Genomic DNA, 19,026 nt, shown 5'->3' with positions numbered 1-19,026 from the left:
TGAGGACCGAGCGCGACGTGCCACTGAGCATGCCAGGGAAGCGATAGCCCGCAGGAACTCAAAACGCTAACGAAATGTGCGCCAAGCGGTTCGTGCATGATGAGCGAAGTATTTTGCAGCAAAACATTAACATGTATGTAGTATTTGGGAGGGCCATCGCAGATGCCCGATCTGTTATCCGGAACGTCCCAGAAACCTGAAATCAATGGAGAGAAAATGCGCAAGACACTCGCGCTAGCAGCGCTCGCGGCGCTATCGCTCATTGCGACCGAAACTGCGTTCGCAAAGAAGGCCACCCTGCTGGGCGAAGTAGAGTCGGGTATCGCGACGGCCCTGCAGCCAGGCGCGATACAGGTGCCTGCAACTGGTACCGTGGAAGTCGCCTTTTCGCCAAATGAAGGTACCGAGGCGCTAGTGGTCAAGGTCATCGACTCCGCGAAGTCCGAAATTCGAATGCTGACTTATAGCTTCACAAGCGCACCGGTTACGGCAGCCCTACTGCGCGCCAAGAAGCGTGGCGTGGATGTAGCGATGGTGGTGGACTACAAGAACAACATCAGCGAAGACCGGAGCGGGAAGGCTCGCGCCGCTCTGGGAGCTGTTAGCAACGCCGGCATCAAAGTCAGGACCATCGCCGTCTACCCGATTCACCACGATAAGTCGATCTGTGTGGACGGCGCGACTGTCGAGACGGGATCCTTCAACTACTCGGACGCAGCGGCCCACAAGAATAGCGAGAACGTGCTGGTGATGTGGGGCAACCCTAGGCTTGCGGCGGTCTATCTGAAACATTGGGAGCGCAACTGGGGCCAGGGCACGCCCTATCAGCCCACCTACTGAAAGGAGTTGCGAATGAGCATGACCCATGCCGAAGGCTGCGCGCTGGCTGTGAAATGGCTCAAGCGTTCGGAGAGCCAGAAGGGCCCTGGCTGTCTCGTCGCTGTTAGCGAGTGCGCTCCTTTCGATAACGGTGAAATTCCGGACGCAATCGGATTCCGAAGCATCGGATGGGAAGAGTTTTCCGTGCTGGTGGAGGTCAAGGTATCCAGGGCGGACTTCTTGGTCGACGCGAAGAAGCCTCACAGGATTGACCCAGCATTGGGCCTCGGTCAATTCAGGTACTACCTCGCGCCGGCCGGCTTGATCGCTGTCGATGAATTGCCCCCGCGATGGGGATTGATCGAAGTCCACGGCCGCGCGTTGAAGGTCCGAGCCGGACACATTTTTGAGCAGCGTCAGGAGCAGCTCGGCTATAGAAAGGACTACACGGCTTGGGAGCACCCGCACAACCGAGACCGGGAGCGTGCCTTGCTCGTAAGACTACTGGCTCGCGTGGGAGATGCCGATATCCTTCACAGGGAGTTGAAAGCTGCGCGGAACAAGTTCACCTACGCGGCCAATGCTGCCGAACGGCTTAGCGATGAGCTGCGGCAATCGCAACTGACCGCCTCGCACTTGCGCACGCTACTTTGGGAAGCCGGCATTGAAATTCCACCGCAGGCGGCTCGACACAAGGGCAAGGCCACCCCCCGCCGCGTAGTCGGAGGCTCTGGCGCCGCGCTCGGAACACCAGCTTCCTGACAAGGCCAACACTGACGGCAACACATTCGCGCTCGCCGGCCGGAAGCGTAGCCTGGCGTGGGCGCGGTTATGCAAAAGGATCTATCGATGGAAACTGTTGACGACTTCGAGTTCAGTGCGAGAACCGCTGCCAGTTGCAATGGCAACGGATCAAGCGATCAAGCGTACATTCTCTGGTTCTGCAGGGAGGCAATCTCCCGAGCGGAGAAAGCTGAGTCACAGGTGGCTGATATCGTGACGTTGCGCGACTGGGGGCAAATGGAAACCGTCCGTGCGCGCCTCGATTCATCCTGGGCGCTACTCAGGGCTTTGCGTGACACGTTGAGCGACTTGGCGAGTGCCGCGCGCCTGAAGCCCAGCGTTGCAGCACCGTTTGACGATGCTGCGAAGCGGGTATGCCGAATGATTGATAGGCTCGAAGCAGGCTATGTGCGGGCAACCGCGTGGTTCACGCCAGATCGGCACTGACCTATTACGCGAAAGATGGCCATCGCAGGCCAATGTCTAGGGGCTCCGCTGGAGCCCCTTGTTCTTGATACGACGTCCGGCGAGATCTCGCTCTGGTAAAGTTGTCGCGCGATTGCGGAGTGGACAATGCTGATAAGAATCGTCGTAGAGTCTGGTGCGGGATTCAAACAATACTTGGAGCGCGATGTACGGGGTGGCGCGGCACTTCGGGTGCCGCTGGATGTCCCGTTTGAAGAGAAGGGTGAAGCCAAGCGGTTGGGGGCACGCTGGGACCCTGACGCGAGGATCTGGTACGTGCCCGAGCGCGTCGATGCAAAACCATTCTGGCGATGGATCTCCACGGGAGACGAAACCAGAGTCCGCAACGACAGCTACTCTCTCGCGCAAGCTTCAGTGAATTGCTGGCGCTGCCACAAGGAAACCGATGTGTTTGGGCTTTTCACCCCAACAGGCTTCGAATGCCGGACGGCTGAGGACAATGGCACGCATTGGCGCAAGAGCCCTCTCCCGACGATTCTCTCGTATGTGACCGACGTGCTCCCCGACGTGGCAGGCCAAATGGCTTCAATCACGAAGCATTTCCGTCTGGACACTAGCAAGACCAGAGGCCACGCCTACTGGATGAACCACTGCACTTCTTGCCAAGCCAAGATTGGTGACTTTGCACTGCATCGAGACGCGGGAGGACCGTTCTTCGCGGCGCATGAGGCAGGGACTTCGACCGTAAAGGTTCTCTATACGTTCTCGAAGCGATTTGAGTGCAAAGGCGACGTGAGCTTTGGCGGTGACGACCTCTTCTACGTCGCGCTGGAGGAGCGACATTACAGCGCTTGAGCTGAGGGACCGGGCCGTGACACCGTCGGGGCCTGGCAGTTCATAGATCTCTTCCTTTGTCCTTTTGAGGAAGACTTGCGTCTGCACGGCCTGCGCGGTAGCGGACCTCAATCACTTGGCCCTCGTGTCCGGCAGGCGCCGCCTGCTGGTGGATCACGTAAATGCTGCGCCCAATATGCTGCGCGAACATGGGCTGCGCCTCTGCCAGTGCCGAAGCCACTGGCCCAACGTAGAGGCGGCTTTCATCTGCTGGATCAGCGGTCTCGAACTTCGCTCGTGGGTCAATACCGAGCACCATGGCGCGCAAGTGCTCCTCGCCCGTAGCGGGCTGCGCCGGTTCCATTGGTTGCAGGCTGCCTACGAGATCGGCTTCAGTGCCTGTTGCAACGTCCGCAGCGACCTGGTGTGCCTGAGGCGCGGCAGAAGCGACCTCACCGGCGTCACGGGCTTGTGTCGGGGGCTGTTTCAGGTGGGTGAGAGCGCCAGCCTGCGGCGCTTGCTGTGCGGACTCCTTTGCGATCTGGCCAGCGGCTTCCTTCTTGGCGGCTCGGTGCGCCTGGATGACAGCTTGCAGTTCGGGGTTGAGGACCTTGAGGCCCATGTCGTCAGCCACTCGTGCCATGCGTTCCACGAAGATCGGTTCCTCGCCGGTCAACGTGATCTGACGGCCGAACTTTTCCCGTGAGTGGATGAGCGCGAGCTTAATTTCGTCGTCCGTCACGCGCATACGGTCAAACGTGACGCGGTTGCCCCGGTCGGTGAAGAGATGGCGGCCGTCACTGCGGCTGTACTCGACATTTCCGTTGCCCGTCACGCGCCATTGGATACCGGCATAGGCCAGGATCAGCGCATCCACTTCGTGAGGCCGCATGGCCTGGACGCTGGTGGAGCGGATCGCCCTCTCCTTGCGTTCCTCGGCCAGCAGCCGCGCCATCAGTCGCTTGTACTGCTGATCGTGGTAATCGGCGGCGGAGACATCCAGGTCCTCCAACTCGTCGTCCTTGTCACCCTCCTTCGGAAGTTTGGCGTCGCGCTGGGCTTGGTAGACGATGCCACGCAGCGCGGAAAGCGCGGCCTTGTCACCTCGGTTGGATTGCTCGTATAGCCATTCACGCCACTGCAAGGGCGGCACGCGCGCTAGTTTCAACGCCTCCCGTCGTTCCTGATATTGCGCTTCGACGATGAGCTTGCGGCGCGTCATCTCTGCGTCGATCTCGATCACGGAGATTAGCCGCACCTCTCGACTCAGAACCTTCGGGATGGCCGCCTTCGCGGCCTTCGCTTCGGCCTGCAGGGCCTTGACCTGGTGAGATCGTTCTACCTGCAGGGCCTTGAGACGGGCGAAGTAGTCCGTGTCGCCATCCGCGACAAAGTTGCGGTATTGGGCGTAGCGCTTACGTAGATCGGCACGTGCGGCGGCGCGCTCAGCCTTGCGCTGGGCGCGCATGGCCGGGTCTCGCGCCTTGCGGCCGGTGGTAGGTATGGCTGCATCTACTCCTCTTTCGCTGCCGCTTGCTCGGCCAGCACGAGGGGCATGTCGCACGCCCGGATCTTCCCCGGTTTGCCCGTCTCCCACGTCACCCGGTAAAGCGCTCGGCAATAGCATCGGAGGGACTTGTCCTCCAGTTGCCATACTGCTACCGGGCACTGCATGCAAGCTACCGCCTTCGTCGGATAGAGGTCGGTAGGGGTCTCCATCAATACCAAGGACGTGGTCGGGAGGCGGGACTCCTCGGTCTGGGGCGATTCGGATGACACGGTCTACTCCTTTGTCAATTTGCCTGGGGGTGAGGTGGGTGAGATCCGGCACGATGACCGGATTGGTGAACGGTGGTTTGAACGGACCCCAGCGCTTCTCCAGGTCGGGGCGCTTGAGCAGCCGCAGGCCTTTGCTGACTGGGGTTTCCAGAATCTCTCCGGTTTCCGGAGAGATGGCGCGCAGGCGCAAGCCCCCTCCCCCGGTATCCTTGAGTGTGATGTCGAACTTCTCCAACCAGACGTGCAGGGCCTGCCAACTGGTGAGATCCGGGAGATCTTGCTTCAGGGCCTTGGCTATCGAAGATTTGAGCCACGAGTCCAGGCTTTCGGGGTCGTGCCACACCGGGAGTGGGTCATCCCGCTCGATCTCCGGATGCACGTTGCCGCCCTGCTCCAGTTCGGCCTCAGCGTGCTTGGTGTTGAGGACGATCTGCTTCTTGCCTTGCCCATCGACTTGCACAACGTAGATCCCATTGTCGTGGGTCCACCCGTGCTTGATCTCGCTTTCCCGAGCTGCGAAGTGCAGCGTGCGCTTAGCCCATTCGATGTGCCGGCTCTTGAAAGTCGTCGGATGCACGCGATTCATTGCCACGTGGGCATGAATGTTGTCGGTGTTCGCGTGTACGGCGATGACGTACTGATGCTCTTCAAAGCCCAGTGCCTTGATGGCGTGCTCGGCCGCGTCGAAGATCGCCTCGGGCGCCGGCTTCTCGTGCTCGGGCCAACTAAGAATGAAGTGGTACACAGGATCGTGGCAACGCGTATTCTTGCGGGCGACCGCGTTCATCTCAACGCTGGCCGAGTCGATCCCGCTGATACCGTGCGTCCGAACTGCAATGCATTTCTCGCCGTGGATCTTCGTGTCCACCGGCGCAGTTGCGTAGTTCAGCAGATCGGTGAATTCGCTTGGCTCGCCCATCCGGCCGGCTGCAGGAGCCCCGGCCGAAGACGCTTCAGCGCCCTGCTCCACGCCAGCCTGCTGCGTCTGCTTTTCCTGCTCTTGTTCACCCTGCAGATAATCGATCAGATCATTGAACCGCTTGGTCGCATTTGGCTTGTGCTGCCTTTGCTTTGGAATGATTGGGACCATATGCGCGCTCAGGCTGCCTTCGAGAGCTGCTTGAGTTGATCAAGGAATCGCTCTGCGGCTACGGCGGGTGGCCACGGTTCCCATGGCTTGCAGCCATATACCTCGGCCAAGGGATCCGTCTTAAGGGGTGTCAGGCCAATGTTGAGGAGATCCTGCACCTCGTCGGCGGACCAGCCGGCGACGTGTACCGCCTCGGAAGCTGCCGCCAGGTGATCGGCACGCTTGTGGATCTGCTTATCTTCGGAGGACCATTCGGGGACGCGATAACGGGAAAACGCGGCGGCTTGTAGCTTCGCGGCGATTTGCGCATAGCCAGGCCCCAGAATTGGTTTGATCGGACTGATGGGATCGAAGCCGCCGATCAAAGCCTCATCAGCGTCATGCAGCAGCTCGCGTAGCATTTCGACGCAAGTAAGGGGTCGTTTGGCGAATCGCTTGTATAGCTCCACGACTGTGATTGAGTGCTGGGCGACTGACAGTGGCAGAGGCCACGTTGAGTGCCCGCCCCAGCGGTAGGTGCGTGACAGGCCGATGGCCAAGTCTTCGTCGGTCCAGCCATCGGTGCTCGGATTGAGCAGGTCCAGGTGCAAACCGGAGGGCTGTCGAACAAAAGCGCGTGGGATCAGGTGCAAGGCCTGCGGCTGCAGATCAGTGCAACAATTAATGATTTCGTCAGAGTTTTGCTGCAAAAGATCCACCCTCCCCTCCCTTATTTGGAGATGCGCAGCATGGCCGCGCGAGCCTCAAGGATCAGCGGCAAAAGCTCTGCCTCAGGTGGCGTGATGCCACGCTCCACCATGGCCGCATGCAAGGCACGTACGGCGCGGGTAATGTCGCTGAGTGCCAAGACGATCTCCGTCTCGAAGTCGACATCGGCTTTGCGGCCGAGTGCGGCGCGGCGGATGAACTCCGCCACGTCCATTTGCCGGATGCTCGCGCTGTGCCGCACCTTCTGCGCCTCGTCTTCGGTCCATCGGACCAGTGTTGGGACGGTGCGCTTCTGGGCGTCAGGCTTCTTCTTGAATTGGGATCGCGCCATAATGTGCATTCTCTCATGCATCAACGGGTGCAACAATACACCGCAGGGATCGAAAAAACACCCTGAGGGCTTACCGGCCTTGGCCCAAGTCCCGCTTGGGGCCCTGATCCGTCACACGCCCGATCCCAGCCGTGTAGCTAATTTCGACCAAATCACCCACAGCGACCGGCGTGGTCAAGGATGCCGCGCTATGCCTCACGACGTCCCCTTGGCGGTTGATGCGTTGAAACGCGACACCGCCGTCTAATTCCAGAATCGGTCCGACGTACAGGCCGTCGGCGACCGTGCCATCAGCTTGTGACTGCTGCTGGCGCCCGAGTGCATGGCCGATGATTCTGCGGCCCAACTCCGCGCACTGGTCGAAAGAGTCGTGGAAATCAAGCGCATCGATGGCGGCAAAGTCACGCCGCAGGAAGTCTTCCCGCAAGGCCAGCAGTTCGAGGAACTTTTCGCCGTGACGCTCCATGAATGGTGCTGCCACCGCAATGGCTTCTGGATCGGCCTTTGCCACTGCACAGAGGTCAAACAGGTCTCGCGCCTTGGCACGGTCTCCCCGGTGCCACATCTTCTTGGCAATGATCTCCGCATTCGTTTCGACCCGAACCGTACGGCCTCCGTACTCGGCAACTTCGAAGGGCTGATCCGTCAGAGCGGTGCCAACGACGATGTCGATTTCCCCGGTGGGCAAATTCAACTTCAGGTACTCGGCGTTCTCCTCGTACTCGGTGGTTATCGCTTCGGCCGCGTCGCTGAGACGCGGATTCACGTAGCCGAGATACTGCGGATCCGGAACGAACAAGTCGATGTCTTTACTTTGCCGGTGGTTGATGCGCAACATCAAGACCGTACCCCCGCCGAATGTCCACGGCGGATTGTCGGTCTCACGCTCCAGGTGTTCCATCAAGGTCAGCGCCTTGGGGAAAAGCGAGGTCCACGCTCCCGGGCGCGTGAGGTCAGCCTTTGACATTCCAGAGATTCCTTGTCGCTTTGAATTTGCCTGCCAGGATGCGCATATTGGTCCAGACTTGCTCACGCGGCACTTCCCATTGGGCATGAACCTGCTCGACCGTCTTCGCAAGCATCGACACAGGCCCCTCCTCTAGGAGCGCACAAACATGAGGCTCGAACTCATAAGGAACTTCGCCTGTGCGCAACGCGTCGCCAAGAACCGTCGGCGAGAGCGAGAGAGCGTAACTAACACTCGCCGTCCGCGCCGCCACATCGAGCGGCGTTGCATCCGTCTTTTCTAAGTGCAGTTTCGGATGAGGTTGCGAGATCGTCAGACCAAGACCCAACGCGTTAAGCAAAGCTGCGGTGCGATTGAAGCCCAGATCCTTGATCGTACCCCGCTCAATTTGCACGACCGTCGCCCGCGAAAGCCCTGCAAGGTTCGCGAGGTCCTTTTGAGATAAGCCCATCTCCCGGCGCCTTGTGCGCACGGCGTGGCTGAGTTCGTGTGCAGCGTACATGAGTTAAGAATGGACTCTCCGAATGGATGTGTCAAATATTTTCGACATACAAACTGGCGAGTGCGGCGCATTCGCCCTGGGAAAACGTCCGTTGATCTGCATGTTGACGCCTTTCCCTACAGGTAGCCGCCCACGAGGCCCCCGGCGCCATCCAGCGCCTCGGCAAAAACTGGCAGCCTCCTCATTGCCTGTGATGACGTCGAGCGCCAAGGCCTGGCGGTCACGGTAGACGTAGAGCGCCAGAGTTATTGCGACTGGCCATAGCCGAGTGATGGGAAGAGGACAAGGAGATCAAGGCCTGTGCTGGAAGTCGGCGCAAACGCTGCTCTTGGCGCGGCCATAGACGGCTGCGACCGCTCGGTGGTTGGCGCTTGGAGGCCTACTAAAAGGGTGCGCCGATGATGTCGTGCCAGTTATATCGCCGATTGAATTCGAGCATCTCAACACGATTCGAGGCTGGCGAGCGGCAGGCTCGTCCGCACGTTGCGACCATATCGCGATAGATAGCCTCAGGGATTACCGATGGTCCGCCGAAGTTGATGAAATTTCCTGCGTCGAGACTCTCGGCGGCGGCACTTCCTCTAGGAAACATCATCACGCTAGATAGTTCGCCACACGGTTGAGCCAGCACATATCGCCACGACGGGTCGGCCCTCCCGGAGTCCGGAATCGGTTCAACCGAAAAGTCGAGATCGCCGCCGCGAGTGAACTCATCGTAAGCGGCCAAGATTGGTTTTGGTCCCTCTCCGATGAGGACAAACGGACCATTGATGTCAAAGCCCCCATACGTCTCGTTCCACTCCACTCCGAGTAGATTTTCCAACGCCCACCGTTGCTCCCTAGGCAATTCGACCTTCCCGTTGACAAACCACTGTAGTTCGCGAAGAGTAATGCCGGCTTCTTGGGCAACTGAAGCGGCCTTATTCGGCCAGACTTTCAACACCAGCCCCATCTTCTCCCCGGCATCATCGATCGCGAGGTAGCCGTCCACCTCCGTCTCGGCTTGCTCCGGTGCATCCTCTGAGTCCGGCTCGCCCGTCAACAGCCACGTGACCTTATCAGCAGCGTGGAAGTATCGAGGTGCTGGCGGCAGCGGAGCTTTAGACCACGCTGACAACCAATCTCCTGGATTCCAGTCCATCGAGTCGAGGAGATTGAACGCTAAAGGCCGAGATGAATATGCTTCCCAAGCTAAAGCTCGGGCATGTCGCTCACCGGAAGCGCTAGCGGTCTTCAGGGGAAGGCGATACTCATCATTGTGCCGTTGCATCGCCACCGAGTTCAGGTCCGCCAAAGTCCGAACCGCCTTGCTGGCACCATTTGTCCACCATGCGGTCGCGTGCGCTACCCGTTGCGCTTCACGGAGCATGGCGGAGCAACGACGGTCGCCGGAATCAGAGACGGCTACCGCTACGTGGGCTTTCGCGAGCTTGTTACATAACGCTGGATACGACTCGCTAAGGCTATGGCTCAAAATTACTGCGTCCGGGCAGCCACGCAAGCCCGCCGCTTCGCGCCACGCCTCCTCTAGAACGCGAGATAGCGGCTTCGGGTTGTGGCGATCAGAAAACGATACCCATCGTATCGGTGCGCCCTCTGCAGAAACGGCGTAAAGAAGAAGCGGTTCGAGTCCTAGAACGGCGGCGGCGTCAAGCGATATTGGATCGCTGACAAAGACAATGCCCCGAGTCGCATGGCGAAACACGAATTGAGCCGTGGCAATGTGGAGGTGGTGCGCGCGCCGATAGCCGGCCGAATTTGATTCCATAGAACGATGCCCCAAGAATGGGACTCCCGGCCCGCCCGGTCATCCTCGCCGGTGGCCGCTGTTTTCGACGGTAGCGTACGCACTCGGTGCAAAAAACAGTATGACGCACGCGGCGAGCCCTCGGGAAGGGGCGCGCACATATTGGGGCACAAGGGCTTGTGGCGCTTTGCGCCGCACGTCCAACTTAATCGGCGCTTCAGATCGTGTGACTGACCTACGCCGGCGCCGCAGTAGCCTCTCCGGCCACTACGCAGCTCCACAAGACGCCCTGGAACCGTGTTTCTCTCCTACCTGCACACGCCGGCCAAGGGCCCTCGTAGGGCCCCTATGTGCCGGCCAGGGGCCACGGCGTGCCCATAGCCAAATCGGCCGGTCACGCGGGTCTACATCCAACTACACCAGCAGGCAGTCCAGCCATCCAATCCAGCAACAGTCAATACGGGGTCTCGGGGCGAAGCCCTGAGTGTCTGCGACGGGCGCGAAGCGACCTAGCGGACCAGGAGCAGATAGATATCGTGAGATATCTATCTGGCATCCTGCCCTCTCTCGTTCTAGGTGCCGTGCCGGGAATCGTTGTCGGACTGTTGGCCGAAGCTTGGCAGACCGATGGCTAAGGCTAGGCGGGTCTACGCTGGGTTCACCGCGCCTTGCGTATCGGCCGCAGGCGATAGGTCTAGGGAATGGAATGAGTCCTGTTGAGAATGAACATGAGTTCATGTACATTCACGCTCAACATACTTAACAATCGAGCGTGGTATGAATGCCGTCGGCGCAAGAAAGTCAGGGCAGCTAGTCAAGATTTCTTCAGCAGATGTCGGGTTGGCTGAAAGTGAATTGGCCGCGATGTGCCAGGTCATTGAGCCTGACCAAATCACCCAGCGTCAGGCGCTCAAGCGCCTAATGCCGTCTCTGCGGGTGCTGCGAGAGCGAGGCTGTTCCTGGGAACAGATAGCCAAGTTATTGGCCAAGTGCCAAATCACGCTCAAGCCGCACACAGTGCGTTCGTATTACGCCGACATGTCGAAGGAAAGCGCAGATGAGTAACGCGACAATCCGACAACGGGGGGCACTTCGCCGGGTGTCTGCGGTTGACTATGCGTCGGCCGACGAGACACTCAGAACCGCAGCCTTGCTGCTCGTCCCTGAGGATCAGACTCAGCGGCAGGTTTTTGAGAAGCTGATGCCGAACCTCTACGTCTTGCGTAACAAGGGCTTCTCGTGGGCGCAGCTCACAAAGCTGCTGAACGAGTGCGGACTGCATTTGCAGCCGTCTACGGTTCGGACCTACTACAGCGAGATGCTGGCTGCGCGCATGGACATCTGCCAGGCCCGTATGAACGAGCAAATTGCAGTCATGGCGGCCGTGCGTAGCGAAACGGTTGGCGTGGACCTGTCCGCAATTTCCGGTCGGGTGCAGTCGTTCATGCAGCAGCAACAGAAAACTGCCTTGGCGAGGATGGATGCCTTGTCTCCTCCTGCCACCCACTCCGGGAGCATTGAGGCCGAACCTGGTCGCCGCGCCGTTCCAGCCCCTGCGCCGACTCAACGCCCAAAGTCCATCCCCGCAGCATCCGCGCCACCGCCGCCCCAGAACACCGAAGGGGAGTCGGAAGGCGACGGCAATGCTCCAGCGGGAGAATTCGGCCTTCTAGGGCTTTCAGGACCGTCCCAGCAATCGCAGAATGCCCCTGCAGGCTTCTTCACGCTCGATGCCGAGCCGGCCCCTCAGGCGCGGCCTGTGGCGCCTCCTGAGCCCCCCAAGACAGTCCGTCGTGAGGCCCAGCCACCGGTCCGTGCGCAAACAACTCCGGCTGCCGCCGAGCGCGCTCCGGTCGCAGTCAGCCAGGCGGGCGTAGCAAGCGCACCAACCCAAGGCGTGGCCAGCAAGCGCACCAGCCCTTTGCAGGAAGGCGTACCGCCCTTGAAGCGTCGGGACAACGTGCCTGCCCATGTCTATGAACCGGGTGAACTGGAGCACCCTGCCATACCTGGCCTCATGCTGAGCCTCGAACAGCGTCTCTATGGCGCGTCTCTGGAGTACTTCGATGAGGGTGGCGACGAGGCGGGAGTGATCAAGGTTGAGACTCCCGATCAAAAGCGGTTCCGTGTCGTGTGGCGTCAAACGGTTCCCGTCACGCCGACGCGAACGGCCGCGTCGTTCACAAAGATGGATCAGACCCTCTTCTCGCATCAGTCCTAAGCGACGTCATCTCCCCGTTCAGAATTTCCGCACACAATACGCACGTGTGCGCATATAATCCAAGGACGCCAGCGCGCAGTAGCGTGCTGAATGGATCTGAAAACGAGCTGGGGATCTCATGCAGGTAGAAAAGCAAATCCAAGAGGCTGACGGGAGCGCCTGGACGGCCCTTGTTCGGGTTCAAGGCGTGCTTTACGTGGCCTCATACGTGGCGAACCGCCTAAGCGTCAGACTCGGGCCCTACAAGCATGCTCCACGTCGGCCGCGCTGGGCCGAAGAGCACGTCAAGCGCTGGGCGGAGCAGCAAATCGCCTTGCTCCCCTCGGATTGGATCTCCAAGCACCAGGAGATGTACGGGTAAGGTTTAGCGTGTCCCGTGCCAAAGCCCTTATTTCCTCTCCCACAATACCTCTCGTGAAGTGCACGGTTCTGTTCTTGGGCATTCCGTGCAACGACCACTATGACTCAACAGACGCCTAAGAGCGGTAAAGCCCCATCGAAGCTCGCGCCTCACTGGAAAGCGATCAAGAAGCTCAGAAATGGCGGTCACACGTACCGTCAGATCATCGACTACCTCGAACAAGCCGGGGTGGAGATATCCCTTCCTGGCTTACAGAAGTACATAGCGAGGCAAACCGAAATAGAAGCGCAACCGGTACAAGCTGCTCAGCGCAAAGGAGAGACCGCTTCGCCAAGCCATGAAAGGATCAAGGACCTGCGTACTCGCCTGGGCATGACTCAGACCGAGGTTGCGAGGTTCCTAGCAGACAAGACCATGCGGCCTTGCACTCTGCGTACGGTGCAAGCTTGGGAATCTCCACCCTCGCTCAGCAGTGCCAGGAATGCACCGGAGTGGGCAGTGCAGATGCTCTCGGCAGAAGTCGAAAATAGGGGTTGCTAATACGCACATGTGCGTATAATATGGAGTCATGCGGATTGCGCTGGGCAGTCGGCACCTCAGGGAGAAGTCACCATGAAATTCGTCAGCATCCTGGTTCTCGCGCTCACTCTGGCAGCATGCGGCGGCAACACCGCGTCGCTCAATGGCGACTACCGCGCCAATGATGGCAAGAGCTTTCTGGTCTTTTCCAGCGACGGCAAAGTGAAGACCAAAACGCTGCTGGGCAAGGAGGTTGAAACCACCTACACCATTGCCGATAAGAAGGTGAGCTTCCAGTTCCCGAATGGTTTCCCGGCGACCTACAGCATCAACGATGACGGCTCGCTGAGTGCGCCGTGGTCCAGTGGATACAAGAAAGGCTGAGTTCGTAAGACATTGGAGTAGATCGCGATGGCCAAGCACACGACTTTGATTCTTGGGCTAAGGAAGTGGCGCGAGAGTTGGAAAGCCTCGGTGTGCCGCTGCTAGATGCGAGGCACATACCGTATGACAACGAGGACTGGTTTCGGCGGGAATTTGATGCTGCCGAGTCCGCTGAGCTGACGGCGCAAGAGTGGTTCAACCACATGTAGGAAAAGGGGTAAAAGATGGCCGATGTTTATTTCTACGCTCACAACAGCTTCGGCTCCCCGGACGCGGTTCGCGCCGAGGAGCTTGGTTGCTTATTGCTGCGCCCACTGGAGACCGTCTGCCCGCCCTACGTGTTCGTCGCGGCCATGCCGAGCGGTTACAAGGTGGCCGTGGCTGAGTCCAACACGCGTAACGAATCGGCGTTCTCGTCGCAATCGCTGGATGAGTGCATCGGTTACGCGAAACACCTGTCGAGCGTCACGAAACAACCCGCGTAATCCGTCACTGCAATGCTCCTATTCTTGAACCCTGTCAGTTTCGGCATATCAGTCCTCGCGCTCGTGGTCGGTTTGCTGGCGATCATTTTCAATTCCATCCTTCACCGGCGTAATGGGTGGCTTGAGCCGGCGCTCTGTTCTGGTGGATTTGCGCTGTCCGCTGTGTGCACGGTAGCCGGTATCGCCAACGGCCCATATCAGCACGGAATCTCGCCCTTGGTCGCGCTGGGTGGCGCAGGCATTTCCGTCGGTGTAATCGGGGCTGCAGCACTCATCGTGCGGCTATGGCAGAAAAATCGGACGAGCGCCTGAAAGGCACGATGCTGATGATTTCCATGTTCACAACAAGACATATTGCCCGAAAACTCTGGTACATCCTGTTCGGAGTATTCATGGCAGAAGCGGCCGGGCTGTTCGTGATTGCACCATACTGGAATGGCGGCACCATCGTCGGCGGAATTCACGCGCTTGCCTGTTTGATTGCCGGCGCCGGAATCACGTTCCTGCTTCTGGCCACAACGGAACCTGGCACCACAATCTCGACTCGTGCAAATCGCTATCTGTTCGCAATTATGGGTGGAACAGCCTTCAACCTGATTGTGACTTGGGGGCTGTGGGCCGTTGGCTTTCCAATCGCCAACGGGACCGTTCGACGCGGCCTGATGGCCGAGAACTATTGGCTGGGGCCCGCAGTCTTGGCCTACGCCGTGATCGTGTGGTTAATCTATCGGGCTGGGCTGAATAAAGAATCCCAGACTGCAAAACACTAGGAGAACCTTGTGAGCTTCGATGTCTTCGCGTGGGCCACGCAATCAGGTACAAACCAAACGACCGTGCACAACGTCCGTTTGATCGCAGTTCATCCAGGGGAACATGGGCTTGTACGCATGACCGTCGAGCATGCCGGCAATCGAGGCGAGCTGGCTGGTGGTAGTCCATTCAGCGAGGAATGGAGCCGGCGCGACGTCGGCAAGATTGGCTGCCTCGTGTCCGCATCTCGAATCAGCGGCGAGTTGCCTGTCGGCGCTTTCCACTTCCGACCATATGTAGACCAGAGTCTACGGCGGGTGCCTGAGCTGGATGCCAGCAACGCAGGCCTTGGTAAAGAACCTGGCAAAAGGCCCAATGTCATCGGCTGGTTCTGTGATGCAAAGCCGAATGGCTTTCGTGCACCGGTTGGACTCATTCCAGGCGAAGGCGGACAGTTCGTGGAGGATGAGACGATTGAAGTCACGCTTCGTGTTCCTCCTGAGTTTGTACGTGAGTGCGACCGTGTCCAGATGTCACCAGAAGAAGTGTTGCGTAGCTTCGCGGGTGACCTTGCAGGTATCCAAAACTTCGTCGCGCGCCCCCGCGCTGACGGCTATGGAAGCAACGGCAGTGATGAGCGAAACCAAGCCGAGGCGTGGCTAGTGCGCGCGCACGGCATGAATGCGATTGATTTGGACGCGCTGGAGCAGCAGCGGGCGGACGAGCAAGAAAGGCAGTATCAGCGGGATGACTTTGCCGACCTGTTGGGTGAATTCGAAAGCCACGGCGGGAAGCCCGAAGAGCTGATCGCAGCAGTCCAAGCCCTCGTTGACAAGCAAGCTGAAGGCAACGCCTAGACATGACTGGCCGGATCAAGCTGACAAAGTTGGAGAGCAGCAGCGCGGGCACAAAGTGGCGCGCTGACTTCCCGTCCACCATGCACAAGCAAGGGGCGACGTACCGCGTCACCACCTACCCGAGCAGCGACCTAATCTTCCTAGAGACTTGGGTTAATCGGAAGCAGGTCAGTGCGGCGCGTGCGACGCGCATCATCTCCGCTATCCGTGAGGAGTTGAATGCGGTGGGTGCATTAGGCCCTGCGCGCAGCGCACCGCTCCCCGATGAGGACGACGAACAGATGCACACGATGCGCGAGCATCGCCGCAAGAACTTCGGCATTACGTCTGCGCAGATGCGCCAAGGCGAAGAGTTGTTTGAGGGGGAGCGGGTCTACCGCGTCACCTATAACGGGTCTCAGGACGCCGCAGTGGTGTCCCTGGCACCGCACGAAGCGCGCAAGTTTTTCGACTTGCTTGCGAAAGACTTCGGATTTTCTATTTAGCAAGTCACCTTTCCTGGGAGAACAAGATGATTGGTGGAGTCCCGACGTGGGAAACAATTGGATTCAGCAGTTTCGGGTCATACATAATGGCGCTAGTCGCCTTGGTTCTGGTGCACCACGTGGTCGTGTACGGCATAGCCAGATTGCGTGGACAACCCGGCGTAGCCATCATGGCGCTGAGAGACGTGGTGATCGGCACTCTGTGGCTGCTCTCAATTCTCGGCTCCTGGATGGCGATCTACTTCTATCTGCGCGCGCTGTATCGGGCGTTTTTCTATGAGGATGTGGCCGCTGGACTTGGGCACTAAACCGCTGCCACTCAAGATAGCAGGAGAGATACGATGCTCAATTTCTTAAAGCGACTTTGCCGTGGCTGGCGCCGAACGGAGCCTGCGTCATCGGTTGGTGATAATGATGACGCCAAGCAGTATCTGAATCGCCTGCGCGAACAGGAATTGTCTGCCGGCGCTTCGTTGCGACGCGGAGAGATCCTTAACCGCGCACCTGGCCAGGCCTCGGGTTCGGCGTACCCATCCCGGGTACAACAGAGTACTCCTGCGCCATCGAGTCAACAGCCGTACCGGCAACCCGAGCAAGATACGTCGACCGAAGACTTCGCCACGTCCTTCGTGGTCGCTGAGGCCACCGGCAGCGCGTTGACCGGGTATGCGGTTGGGGGCTCTGTAGCCGGCGCGATTACCGGGGAGGCTGTTTCCAGGAGCCTGGACGATTGATCTAACGGATGGGGTGCTTTTGCAGCAAAAATCGCCCCCGTCCGCATCATTTGATTCACTGGTAGGATCCACTCACTTTCAGTCATGTTGCGCCCTACACTCCGCCTTTTCCTTCGCAGCGTGGCCCTGCGCCTGCTGCGTGTCCGCACGACCTACTCCGCCGCGACCGTTGAGGTCCTGCGGGACGAAAGGGTCATCGTTTGCTCGAATCATGTCAGTTTGCTCGATGGCGTGATCGTTGCCCTGGCGAGCCCAGTACCTTTGACTTTCGGGGTCGACACCGATTTTTCTCGACGCTCCAAGGTTGCCAGTCGCGGCATGGCAGTGCTGTCCTGGCTCGGCTTCGGCACCGTCGTTCCTGTCGATGGAAGCTCCCCTTTCGGAATCCGTTCACTTTCAAAAGCGCTGGACCGTGGTGAGTCGGTGATGCTGTTTCCGGAAGGACAAATCAGCGAGACCGGTCGCCCATGTGCAGAGCAACCTGGCGTGACGTGGCTGGTTAGACGATCCGGCGTACGAGTTGTTCGGATCAGGATTCTGGGAGCCGAAAGAAGCCGCTTCTTCGCGAAATCCGGGGACAAGCTTTGGCCGCGTATCGAGATCCAATTCTAGGCCGGTGATATGTCAACCAACGCAAATTCCTCCTACGTGTACGTGCTGATGCACCACAACGGTCAACGATTCAAAATTGGCAAGGCTGTTGACATTGAAGCGCGAGCGCATCAGCTCGGAAAGCAGCGTTTCAACCCGGTGGGAAGTTTCGGCCTGCAGTTCGCATCCGAAGCTAGATCGCTGGAGGCTGAGGGCGCGTTGCATCGCTTGTTCGCTGGCTGGCGCTGCGACAGCCGGGAAGTTGCGACCGAGGATGGGAGCGACATTGGCGCAACAGAATTCTTCCACGTCGAGTGTTACGACCACGTGGTCGACTTCGTGAATCGGAATCTGGAATTCCTTCAGGCAAAGGTCGTTGCCAATATTGCGGCCCTACTTGAAGTTCGCTCAAGCACTATAGAGCGCGAGCAGGCGCGTAAGAGAGCGAAACTTGAGCGCGATAAAGCACGGGATGATAGAAGACGGCAAAAAGAATTTTCTCGCGAGCAAGAGCGGCGGAAGCAGATACAGGTATGCATGGACTATCTGGAAGGTCCAATGAGATTCGAGTTATACCGATTGAAATCGACCTGCACTATTAGTCTACGTGGACGACAGATGCTCTTCGTTTGCGCTGCCGACAATTCAGTGGCTGTTGCTGAAGCCGTTCGAACACTTATGTGTGCCAGGATCGAAACGGTTGACGGAGTATCCGGCTACCTTGGAAGTAGCATATCGTACGAAAGCGACGACTACATTGTCACATTATGTAGCGCGTCAGAAGACTATGAACAGTCTCCCCACAACCTGCTAAGGCAGCGATTCTGGGAGATTTTTAACGAAGATCGGGATCATTTATCCTCAGACATTGATATAGAAATACATTCCCAATTATGGGCAGACTATGTAAGCCGCAAACTGGCGGAATTGGATGAGTTCATCGCACGAGGTGACTGGGGCGGCCACCAGGCGCAAGCGGAAAGCTGGCGGCGCTATAGGACGTGGTTTGCCGAGTTGGAGCCCGATTTCACGCAGATTCCGTTCGCAGAAAGAGTGACATTCCAATGAATCTTTCCGACTTTCATATTGGACTGGAGTTCGTCTGTGGCCCGTTCTGGTACCGGTGCACGGATGTGGGAACACGTACCGTCGTGGCCATTCGCCTCGTCGAGAATGATCCTGTCTGGTACCAGGGGCCGCCCTACCTAGTGGATGAGGTGGTCCTTGATGAAACCGAGATTGTCGACTGCCACCTCACCGAAGAGGATGCCATTCATGCGGCACTGGATGCTGCCGACAATTCCGGTCATCCGGGGTACCCGAAAAATGTGGTGAGCCGCATGCTGGACGCAGAGCACAATTGTCCGGCATATCCGCGCAAGGGCCTGCTTCGCCTTGACCGGGTGACCGCCATTGGTGAGATCCTGCATCCCTATGCCGCTCGTCAACTCCAAGACGGCTGGATCATCCAACTGTACGTTCCCTTCACGCAAGAATGGGCAGAAATGCCTGAGAGGGAGTTCATCGCTTTGTCCGTCGCCGTTGCTGCCGACGTACGAAGCAGAGCTGACCAGACTCGCCGCCATGACTGAAAGCGGGAGATCCCAGCTCGGTCAAACGACAGTCTGGTCCCCTTCGGAGGACGGCTGCTGA

Annotated in this window: 21 protein-coding genes; 15 read left to right on the top strand and 6 right to left on the bottom strand. The window is 58.8% G+C overall.

Annotated features, from left to right (window positions below; all coding sequences use genetic code 11):
• Positions 1–216 precede the first annotated feature (216 nt).
• The 4 genes from WD006_RS26985 to WD006_RS26970 all read left to right on the top strand — a co-directional run bounded on the left by WD006_RS26985 (position 217) and on the right by WD006_RS26970 (position 2,883).
• Entirely contained in the window at positions 217–840 is a 624-nt protein-coding gene (locus tag WD006_RS26985) for a phospholipase D family protein (RefSeq protein ID WP_024569669.1), read from the top strand.
• 12 nt (positions 841–852) lie between these two features.
• The gene (locus tag WD006_RS26980; RefSeq protein WP_024569668.1) at positions 853–1,581 is read left to right on the top strand and encodes a hypothetical protein; all 729 of its coding nucleotides are present in this window, start codon (positions 853–855) and stop codon (positions 1,579–1,581) included.
• Positions 1,582–1,668: 87 nt separating this feature from the next.
• Complete coding sequence (locus WD006_RS26975; RefSeq protein WP_152536341.1) at positions 1,669–2,049, top strand: hypothetical protein; 381 nt, start codon at positions 1,669–1,671, stop codon at positions 2,047–2,049.
• Positions 2,050–2,175: 126 nt separating this feature from the next.
• Positions 2,176–2,883 (top strand): DUF5710 domain-containing protein, encoded by a 708-nt coding sequence (locus tag WD006_RS26970; protein ID WP_024569666.1) that lies wholly within the window; start codon positions 2,176–2,178, stop codon positions 2,881–2,883.
• 40 nt (positions 2,884–2,923) lie between these two features.
• Here WD006_RS26970 and WD006_RS26965 read toward each other — a convergent pair whose 3' ends face one another.
• The 6 genes from WD006_RS26965 to WD006_RS26940 all read right to left on the bottom strand — a co-directional run bounded on the left by WD006_RS26965 (position 2,924) and on the right by WD006_RS26940 (position 10,007).
• Entirely contained in the window at positions 2,924–5,731 is a 2,808-nt protein-coding gene (locus WD006_RS26965; RefSeq protein WP_024569665.1) for a relaxase/mobilization nuclease domain-containing protein, read from the bottom strand.
• A gap of 8 nt (positions 5,732–5,739) precedes the next feature.
• Positions 5,740–6,429 (bottom strand): phosphohydrolase, encoded by a 690-nt coding sequence (locus WD006_RS26960; protein WP_326998543.1) that lies wholly within the window; start codon positions 6,427–6,429, stop codon positions 5,740–5,742.
• 11 nt (positions 6,430–6,440) lie between these two features.
• The gene (locus tag WD006_RS26955) at positions 6,441–6,770 is read right to left on the bottom strand and encodes a plasmid mobilization protein (RefSeq protein WP_235185380.1); all 330 of its coding nucleotides are present in this window, start codon (positions 6,768–6,770) and stop codon (positions 6,441–6,443) included.
• Positions 6,771–6,840: 70 nt separating this feature from the next.
• Positions 6,841–7,737, bottom strand: a complete 897-nt coding sequence (locus WD006_RS26950) for a nucleotidyl transferase AbiEii/AbiGii toxin family protein (protein ID WP_024569663.1) — start codon at positions 7,735–7,737, stop codon at positions 6,841–6,843.
• Positions 7,724–8,239, bottom strand: coding sequence for a helix-turn-helix transcriptional regulator (locus WD006_RS26945; protein WP_024569662.1), 516 nt, complete (start codon positions 8,237–8,239; stop codon positions 7,724–7,726). The genes WD006_RS26950 and WD006_RS26945 overlap by 14 nt, the downstream gene beginning before the upstream one ends.
• 382 nt (positions 8,240–8,621) lie before the next feature.
• Positions 8,622–10,007, bottom strand: coding sequence for a hypothetical protein (locus WD006_RS26940; RefSeq protein WP_080672762.1), 1,386 nt, complete (start codon positions 10,005–10,007; stop codon positions 8,622–8,624).
• Between the two features lie 756 nt (positions 10,008–10,763).
• Here WD006_RS26940 and WD006_RS26935 point away from each other — a divergent pair.
• From WD006_RS26935 to WD006_RS26885, 11 genes are all read left to right on the top strand, one after another.
• Positions 10,764–11,051 carry a hypothetical protein gene (locus WD006_RS26935; protein ID WP_024569660.1) on the top strand — a complete coding sequence of 96 codons (288 nt, stop codon included), beginning with the start codon at positions 10,764–10,766 and terminating at the stop codon, positions 11,049–11,051.
• Complete coding sequence (locus WD006_RS26930; RefSeq protein WP_024569659.1) at positions 11,044–12,207, top strand: hypothetical protein; 1,164 nt, start codon at positions 11,044–11,046, stop codon at positions 12,205–12,207. The genes WD006_RS26935 and WD006_RS26930 overlap by 8 nt, the downstream gene beginning before the upstream one ends.
• A gap of 973 nt (positions 12,208–13,180) precedes the next feature.
• Positions 13,181–13,471, top strand: a complete 291-nt coding sequence (locus WD006_RS26925; RefSeq protein WP_024569656.1) for a hypothetical protein — start codon at positions 13,181–13,183, stop codon at positions 13,469–13,471.
• A 224-nt stretch (positions 13,472–13,695) separates the two neighbouring features.
• Positions 13,696–13,956 (top strand): hypothetical protein, encoded by a 261-nt coding sequence (locus WD006_RS26920; protein ID WP_024569655.1) that lies wholly within the window; start codon positions 13,696–13,698, stop codon positions 13,954–13,956.
• A 284-nt stretch (positions 13,957–14,240) separates the two neighbouring features.
• Positions 14,241–14,726: a hypothetical protein gene (locus WD006_RS26915; protein ID WP_035835010.1), complete on the top strand. Its 486-nt coding sequence runs from the start codon at positions 14,241–14,243 to the stop codon at positions 14,724–14,726.
• Positions 14,727–14,735: 9 nt separating this feature from the next.
• Positions 14,736–15,563, top strand: a complete 828-nt coding sequence (locus WD006_RS26910; RefSeq protein WP_024569652.1) for a hypothetical protein — start codon at positions 14,736–14,738, stop codon at positions 15,561–15,563.
• Between the two features lie 2 nt (positions 15,564–15,565).
• A complete protein-coding gene (locus WD006_RS26905) occupies positions 15,566–16,048 on the top strand; it encodes a hypothetical protein (protein WP_024569651.1) in 483 nt (160 codons plus the stop codon).
• A gap of 170 nt (positions 16,049–16,218) precedes the next feature.
• Positions 16,219–16,356, top strand: coding sequence for a hypothetical protein (locus WD006_RS26900; RefSeq protein ID WP_155714388.1), 138 nt, complete (start codon positions 16,219–16,221; stop codon positions 16,354–16,356).
• Between the two features lie 546 nt (positions 16,357–16,902).
• Complete coding sequence (locus WD006_RS26895; protein WP_158664445.1) at positions 16,903–17,394, top strand: 1-acyl-sn-glycerol-3-phosphate acyltransferase; 492 nt, start codon at positions 16,903–16,905, stop codon at positions 17,392–17,394.
• Positions 17,395–17,403: 9 nt separating this feature from the next.
• Positions 17,404–18,441: a GIY-YIG nuclease family protein gene (locus WD006_RS26890; RefSeq protein WP_024569647.1), complete on the top strand. Its 1,038-nt coding sequence runs from the start codon at positions 17,404–17,406 to the stop codon at positions 18,439–18,441.
• Positions 18,438–18,965, top strand: coding sequence for a hypothetical protein (locus tag WD006_RS26885; RefSeq protein ID WP_024569646.1), 528 nt, complete (start codon positions 18,438–18,440; stop codon positions 18,963–18,965). Before WD006_RS26890 ends, WD006_RS26885 begins: the two co-directional genes overlap by 4 nt.
• Positions 18,966–19,026 lie beyond the last annotated feature (61 nt).

Origin of the sequence: Cupriavidus sp. Met-2, assembly GCF_049843575.1 — a bacterium.
GTDB classification, from domain to species: domain Bacteria; phylum Pseudomonadota; class Gammaproteobacteria; order Burkholderiales; family Burkholderiaceae; genus Cupriavidus; species Cupriavidus metallidurans.
Note: the sequence above shows the minus strand (reverse complement) of the source record. Positions and strands in the feature narration are given on the sequence as shown.